The sequence below is a fragment of the Kineococcus vitellinus genome, from assembly GCF_009906315.1.
GTDB lineage: Bacteria > Actinomycetota > Actinomycetes > Actinomycetales > Kineococcaceae > Kineococcus > Kineococcus vitellinus.
Window position 1 is genome coordinate 1 of record NZ_JAAALL010000243.1, and the last position, 6,769, is coordinate 6,769.

Below are 6,769 nucleotides of genomic sequence, written 5' to 3' on the forward strand. Positions count from 1 at the left end.
CCCCCCACCCGCGAGGAGACGCCGTGAGCGCTCAGAGCACGACCGCACCACCGGCTCCGCCCGGCCGCGGAGCGAAGGCCACCGCACCCGAGCTGTCGCTGCGCTCGCGGCTGTTCCGCTTCGAGGGCCTGGCCGCGCCGTACGCCTACATCGCCCCGTTCTTCCTGCTGTTCTTCGCCTTCGGGCTCTTCCCGCTGATCTACACGATGTGGATCAGCTTCCACTCCTACGAGCTGGGCGCCGAGCCGGAGTTCAACGGCTGGGACAACTACGTCTGGCTGTTCACCAACGGCAAGTTCTACAACGCGCTGTGGAACACCTTCTCCCTCGGCGTGCTGTCCACCGTGCCGCAGCTGCTGCTGGCCCTGGGGCTCGCGCACCTGCTGAACTACCGGATGCGGGCCCGCAACTTCTTCCGCGTCTCGATGATGATGCCGTACGCCACCTCGGTGGCCGCCTCGACGCTCGTCTTCGCGCAGATCTTCGGCCGTGACGCCGGGCTGGCCAACTGGATGCTGTCGCTGGTCGGCATGGACGCCCTGGACTGGCGCAACGGCGACCTCAGCGCGCAGATCGCCATCTCCATCATCGTCATCTGGCGCTGGACCGGCTACAACGCGCTCATCTACCTGGCCGGCATGCAGTCCATCCCGCAGGACCTCTACGAGGCCGCGGCCCTGGACGGCGCCAACCGCTGGCAGCAGTTCCTGCACGTCACCCTGCCCGGGCTGCGCCCCACGATCCTGTTCACCGTCGTGGTCTCCACCATCGGCGCCACCCAGCTCTTCGGCGAGCCGCTGCTGTTCGGCGGCGTCGACGGCGGTGCGCTGAACCAGTACCAGACGCTGGGCCTGTTCATGTACCAGCAGGGCTGGGCGTTCGGCGCCCTCGGCCGGGCCGCCACCATCGCCTGGGTCACCTTCCTGCTCATCATCGTGCTGGTCCTGCTCAACACCGCGCTGGCGCGGTGGCGCGACCGCGACACCCGAGGAGCCCGGCGATGACCACGACCACCGTCCGCGACGCGGCCCTGGCCGCTCCCACCCCGCCGCTCCAGGGCCGCAGGAAGCGCTACCGCGCCCCCGACGCCGCCGGCTGGTTCACCTACGTGCTGCTGGCCGTCACCGCGTTCGTCTTCCTCGTGCCGTTCTACTACATGATCGTCGCGGCCAGCCGGCCCATGGCGGAGATGACGCAGTCGCCGCCGCCCTTCCTGCCTGGCCCGTACCTGTGGCAGAACATCACCACGGCGCTGGAGCAGCAGGCCATCGGCCTGGCCATCGTGAACTCGCTCATCGTCTCCGGCGTCACGACCGTCGGCACGCTGCTGTTCTGCACCCTGGCGGGCTTCGCGTTCGCCAAGCTGCGCTTCCGCGCCAAGAACTTCCTCTTCGCGGTGACGATCGGCACCCTCATGATCCCGCCGACGCTGGGCGTCGTGCCGCTGTACAAGATCATGTCGGACTGGAACCTCGCGGGCCGGCTGGAGTCGGTGATCCTGCCCTCGCTGGTCACCGCGTTCGGCGTGTTCTTCATGCGCCAGTACCTGGTGCAGACCCTGCCCGACGAGCTGCTGGAGGCCGCCAAGGTCGACGGCGCCTCCTCCACCCGCACGGTCTTCAGCATCGTCCTGCCGATCGCCCGCCCCGGCATGGCCGTGCTCGGGATGCTCACGTTCATGACGGCCTGGAACGACTTCTTCTGGCCCGTCATCGCGCTGAACTCCTCGATGCCCACCGTGCAGGTCGCGCTCAACAACCTCGGCAGCGGCTACGTGCCCGACACCTCGATCATCATGGCCGGCACGCTCGTCGGCACCCTGCCGGTCATCGTGGTGTTCGCCCTGCTGGGCAAGCAGATCGTCAGCGGCATCATGGCCGGCGCCGTCAAGGGCTGACGAGCCACCCGCTCCACCGACCACTCGACCACCGCTCAGGAAGGCTCCCGTGACCACCACCGAGGAACGTCCCACCGCCGCCGGCGCCAGCACCGGACGGGCCTTCCCGCCGGGGTTCGTCTGGGGCACCGCCACCGCCGCCTACCAGGTCGAGGGGGCCGCCGCCGAGGACGGGCGCACCCCCTCCATCTGGGACACCTACAGCCACACCCCCGGCAAGGTGAGCGGCGGCGACACCGGCGACGTCGCCGACGACCACTACCACCGCTTCCGCGAGGACATCGCGATCATGAAGCGGCTGGGGCTGGCGTCCTACCGCTTCTCCGTGGCCTGGCCGCGCATCACCCCGCAGGTGAGCGCCGACTCCCTCGGCCCGGTCAACGAGGCCGGTCTGCGCTTCTACTCCGTCCTCGTCGACGAGCTGCTGGCCGCGGGCATCGAACCCGCCGTCACCCTCTACCACTGGGACCTGCCGCAGGCCCTGGAGGACGCGGGCGGCTGGACCTCGCGCGCCACCGCGGAGCGCTTCGCCGAGTACGCCGAGGTCGTCGCCGGCGCGCTGGGGGACCGGGTCCGCACCTTCATCACCCTCAACGAGCCCTGGTGCTCGGCCTACCTGGGCTACGCCTCCGGCGTGCACGCCCCGGGCCGCACCGAGCCCGCCGCCGCCCTCGCGGCCGTGCACCACCTCAACCTCGCCCACGGCCTGGGCGCCGCCGCCGTGCGCCGCGCCGCCCCCACCGCCCGCGTGGCCCTGACGCTGAACCTCGCGTGGGTGCGCACCGAGGGCACCGCCGACGCCGACCACGACGCGGTGCGCCGCGTGGACGGCCTGCAGAACCGCGTCTTCCTCGACCCGGTGCTGCGCGGCAGCTACCCCGCCGACGTGCTCGCCGACACGGCCGCCGTCAGCGACTGGTCCTTCGTGCACGAGGGCGACCTGCAGCTGATCCACCAGCCGCTGGACGTGCTCGGCGTCAACTACTACAGCCCCACCGTGGTGCGCGCCTGGGACGGCTCAGGCCCGCGCGCCGAGGCCGACGGGCACGGCGCCAGCACGCACAGCCCGTGGGTGGGCTCGCACCACCTCATCGAGTTCCCGGAGCTGCCCGGGCACCGGACCGCGATGGGCTGGAGCGTGGACGCGCGCGGCATGACCGAGCTGCTGCTGCGGGTGCACCGCGAGAACCCCGGCCTGGAGCTGGTGGTCACCGAGAACGGCGCCGCCTACGAGGACGTCGTCGTCGCCGGGCAGGTCCACGACCTCGAGCGCACCGGCTACCTGCGCGACCACCTCGCGGCCGTCCTGGACGCCGTCGAGGCCGGAGCGCCGGTCACCGGGTACTACCTGTGGTCCTTCCTGGACAACTTCGAGTGGGGCTACGGGTTCTCCAAGCGCTTCGGCATCGTCCACGTCGACTACGCCACCCAGCAGCGCACGGTCAAGGACAGCGCCCTGTGGTACGCCGGCGTCGTGGCGGGCAACGCGCTCCCGGCGCCCACCGCCTGAGGGCGCCCGACGGCACCGAGCACCACCGCACGCACCTCGCGCCCCGTCCGCCGGTCCTCCGGCGGGCGGGGCGCGGCCGTGGTGCGGCGCCCGCGCGGGGTGCGGCCGCGGTGCGGGGTCCGGCGCCCGCGCGGGGTCAGGGGGTGCGCGGGTTCAGCGGGGTGGGCGGCGTCGGTGGCACCCGGTTCGGGCCGGCCTCCGGCGGGCGCGGCCGGTCCAGGGGGTGCAGCCGCACCGCCACCAGCGCCACGTCGTCGTCGTGACCGGAGGGCACGAGCCGTTCCAGCACGCCGTCGCACAGCTGCTCCAGCGGCAGGTGCGACAGCTCCGCGACCGTCTCGTGCAGGCGCAGGATGCCCGAGGCGACGCTGTGCCCGCGCCGCTCCACCAGACCGTCGGTGTAGAGCATCACCGTCGAGCCGCGGTCCACGGTGATGGCGGCGTCGGTGCGCGGGGAGGCCGGGTCCACGCCGAGCAGCAGCTGCGGCGGGTGCGCGGCCAGCGAGGTGACGGTGCCGTCGGCGGCCAGCAGCAGCGGCGGCGGGTGGCCCGCGTTGGACCACCGCAAGCGGGTGACGTCGCGCTCGCGCTCGTCGGGGACCTGCTCCAGGCGGGCGACGACGGCCGTCGCGATGGTGTTCATCGCCAGGCCCTGCATGGCCGCGTCCAGGCTGCGCAGCACCGTCGCCGGCGGCGCCCCCGTCGCGTACGCGATCCCGCGCAGCAGCGAGCGCACCTGCCCCATCGCCGCGGCGGCGTCCACGTCGTGGCCCATGACGTCGCCGATGACCAGCACCGTCGCCCCGTCGGGGGTCAGGAACGCGTCGTACCAGTCGCCGCCGACCTGCGCCGCGGCCGCGGCAGGCTGGTACCGCACCGCCACCTGCAGGTGGTTCGGCTCCACCGGAGCGGTGAGCAGGCTGCGCTGCAGGCCCTCCGCGATGCGGCTCTGCTGGGAGAACAGGCGCGCGTTGTCGACGGCCAGCCCCGCGCGGTCGGCCAGCTCCGTCGCCGTCAGCACGTCCTCGGCCGAGTAGGCGCCGCCGCCCGCGCCGCGGAACAGCGTGATGAGCCCCACGGTGCGGCCCCGCGCGCGCATCGGCAGCGCCGCCAGCGACTCCGGTGCCAGCCGGTGGATCAGCTGCCGGGCCCGTTCGTCGGCGAGGTGCTCCACGAGGGCCCCGGTGGCCCCGGAGTCGATGGTGACCGGCCGGTTGGTGCGCCAGGCCCGGTACAGGTAGGAGTCCGGCGACAGCGCCCGCACCCGGGCCCGGCGGTAGTCGACGACGACGTCACGCAGGTGCTCCTCGACGTGCCAGGACCCCAGGTCGCTCAGCTCGCCGTGCTCGTCGACGAGGGTGATCAGGCACCAGTCGGCCAGCAGCGGGACCAGGTGCTGGGCCAGGCGCCCGACGGCCTCGCGCCCGTCGAGGGTGGCGGACAGGTCCTCGCCGACCCGCACGAGCAGCCGCAGCCGCTCCGCGGCCTCCTCGGCCTGCCGCCGCGCCGCCTCGACCTCCGACTGCGCGATCCGGCGGTCGGTGACGTCCAGGAAGTACACCGACAGCCCGTCGGGGTGCGGCCAGGCCCGCGCCTCGTACCAGCGGTCCAGCGGCGGCGGGTAGTACTCCTCGAACGTGACCTGCTCGCCGGTGCGCGCCGCGCGCCGGTACGCGCGCTCGAACTCCGCCCCGACCGCGTCGGGGAACAGCTCCCAGACGACCCCGCCCAGCAGCTCCTCGCGGCTGCGCTGCAGCAGCTTCTCGCCCTCGGCGTTGACGTAGGTGAAGCGCCAGTCGTGGTCCAGGGCGAAGAACCCGGCCGCCATCGTCTCCATGACGCGCGCCACCCGGGCGTCGGCGTCCTTCTCGCCGGTGGTGTCGTAGGCCGCCCCCAGCACCCGCACCGCGGTGCCGTCGGCGTCGGCGAGCGCCTTGCCGCGCGCCTGCACCCAGCGGGTGCTGCCGTCGGGGCGCACCACGCGGTACTCGGCCTCGAACAGCCCGCACGCGGCGACGCAGTCCGACAGCGCCTGCCGCACCCGCGCCAGGTCGTCGGGGTGCACCCGGGCGTCGAAGTCCTCGATCGTGCCGCCGAAGCCGTCGCGCTCGTAGCCGAAGAGCTCGATGAGCCGCTCGTCCCAGGTGAGCTCGCCGGTGAGCAGGTCCCAGTCGAAGCTGCCGATGCCGGCCGCCGTGATCGACAGCTCCCAGCGCAGCCGTGCCGCCTCGTCGGCGACGGACACCCCGCCGCCGTGGACCTGCTCGCGCCCGCCGCCGCCGACGACGGCCGCCTGCGGCCCGGGGGGCCGTGCTCCGCTCACAGGTCACCCTCCGTCCGGCCCGGGCCCGGGCGCGCGAAGGACCATCATCGCGTGCCCGCGGGGGTGCTCCGCGCCGGGTCGCCCTCCGGCGCGCCGCGTCAGTGGCTGCCGCGCCCGCGCAGGGACAGCAGGCGCGCGTCCAGGAGGCGGTCGGCGATCGCCCCGGTGACCAGCGAGTACACGACCTTGTGGCCGACGTCGACCAGCAGCTCCCGCCGCGGCCACGTGTGCGGCGGCGCGCCGGCGCCGGTGCCGTTCTCCAGGGTCTGGTCGGTGCACAGCCGCACGGCCGCGTGGGCGGCGCTGGCGCGCGGGCCCCGCATCCCGGTGACCGACCACACCCCCCGCAGCGCGCCCAGCGCGGCACCCGTCGCGTAGTGCATGGCGTGGTTCCACCCGGCCGGGCGCTCGCCGTCGCCGGGGCGGGCGCCGAGCAGCGTCAGCAGCGTGCGGCCCGGCACGAAGGAGGAGGGGCGGTGCGTCAGCGCCTGCTCGACCTTCTCGCCGACCGCCATCACCCCCGCACCGGCGGTGCCGGCGGCCGCGCCGACGGCGGCCGCGCGCAGCAGCTGGGGGATCCGGGGGGTCCGTGTCGTGCTCACGCGTCCCCCGTACCCGCCACCGCGCCCCGGCACGCACCCGCGCGGCACGGGTTCAGAAGACGGTCACCTCGACGCCGACGATGTCCAGCTGCTGCGGCTGCAGGTAGGCGCGCCCGGCGATCTCCTCGCGCAGCCAGCCCAGGGGGTCGTCGCCCTCGCCGCGCGAGCGCGCCAGCGCGGCCGAGACCGCGTAGCCGCCCTTCGCGCCGACCTGCACCGACGTCCCGTCGCGCAGCGTCACGCGGAAGCGGACGTTGCGGCGGCCGTGGCGCTGCCCGCGCGCGGCGGCGCGCAGCACCTCCATCAGGCGACGGCGCGCCTGCTCGCGCCCGGCGCCCTCGGTGCGGGGGCCGGTGACGGTGTGCTGGCGCACGCCACCGGGCAGGTACGTCGTGCTGTCGCTGAACCGCCGGCGCCCGGCGGGACGGCCGGGACCC

6 protein-coding genes are annotated in these 6,769 nt (G+C 74.1%); 3 read left to right on the plus strand and 3 right to left on the minus strand.

Annotation, left to right across the window (positions count from 1 at the left end; translation table 11 throughout):
- Nucleotides 1-23: 23 nt before the first annotated feature.
- The 3 genes from GTQ99_RS17720 to GTQ99_RS17730 are packed head-to-tail and all read left to right on the plus strand — an operon-like array spanning nt 24 to nt 3,407.
- Nucleotides 24-1,004, plus strand: coding sequence for an ABC transporter permease subunit (locus GTQ99_RS17720; protein WP_166617051.1), 981 nt, complete (start codon nt 24-26; stop codon nt 1,002-1,004).
- The gene (locus GTQ99_RS17725; RefSeq protein WP_166617052.1) at nt 1,001-1,897 is read left to right on the plus strand and encodes a carbohydrate ABC transporter permease; all 897 of its coding nucleotides are present in this window, start codon (nt 1,001-1,003) and stop codon (nt 1,895-1,897) included. The genes GTQ99_RS17720 and GTQ99_RS17725 overlap by 4 nt, the downstream gene beginning before the upstream one ends.
- A 49-nt stretch (nt 1,898-1,946) precedes the next feature.
- On the plus strand, nt 1,947-3,407 hold the full coding sequence (locus GTQ99_RS17730; RefSeq protein ID WP_166617053.1) for a GH1 family beta-glucosidase: 1,461 nt from the start codon (nt 1,947-1,949) through the stop codon (nt 3,405-3,407).
- A gap of 136 nt (nt 3,408-3,543) precedes the next feature.
- Here the strand turns inward: GTQ99_RS17730 and GTQ99_RS17735 are convergent, their stop codons facing one another.
- From GTQ99_RS17735 to GTQ99_RS17745, 3 genes are all read right to left on the minus strand, one after another.
- Complete coding sequence (locus GTQ99_RS17735; protein ID WP_338075069.1) at nt 3,544-5,730, minus strand: SpoIIE family protein phosphatase; 2,187 nt, start codon at nt 5,728-5,730, stop codon at nt 3,544-3,546.
- Between the two features lie 98 nt (nt 5,731-5,828).
- A complete protein-coding gene (locus tag GTQ99_RS17740) occupies nt 5,829-6,332 on the minus strand; it encodes a hypothetical protein (protein WP_205707717.1) in 504 nt (167 codons plus the stop codon).
- Nucleotides 6,333-6,384: 52 nt separating this feature from the next.
- Nucleotides 6,385-6,769, minus strand: a 385-nt coding sequence (locus GTQ99_RS17745) for a hypothetical protein (RefSeq protein ID WP_166617054.1), incomplete at its 5' end; no start/stop codon positions are given.

Bases quoted from the DNA above. Each gene is read 5' to 3' on its own strand.
- GTQ99_RS17725 (WP_166617052.1), top strand. From the start codon at position 1,001: ATGACCACGACCACCGTCCGCGACGCGGCCCTGGCCGCTCCCACCCCG.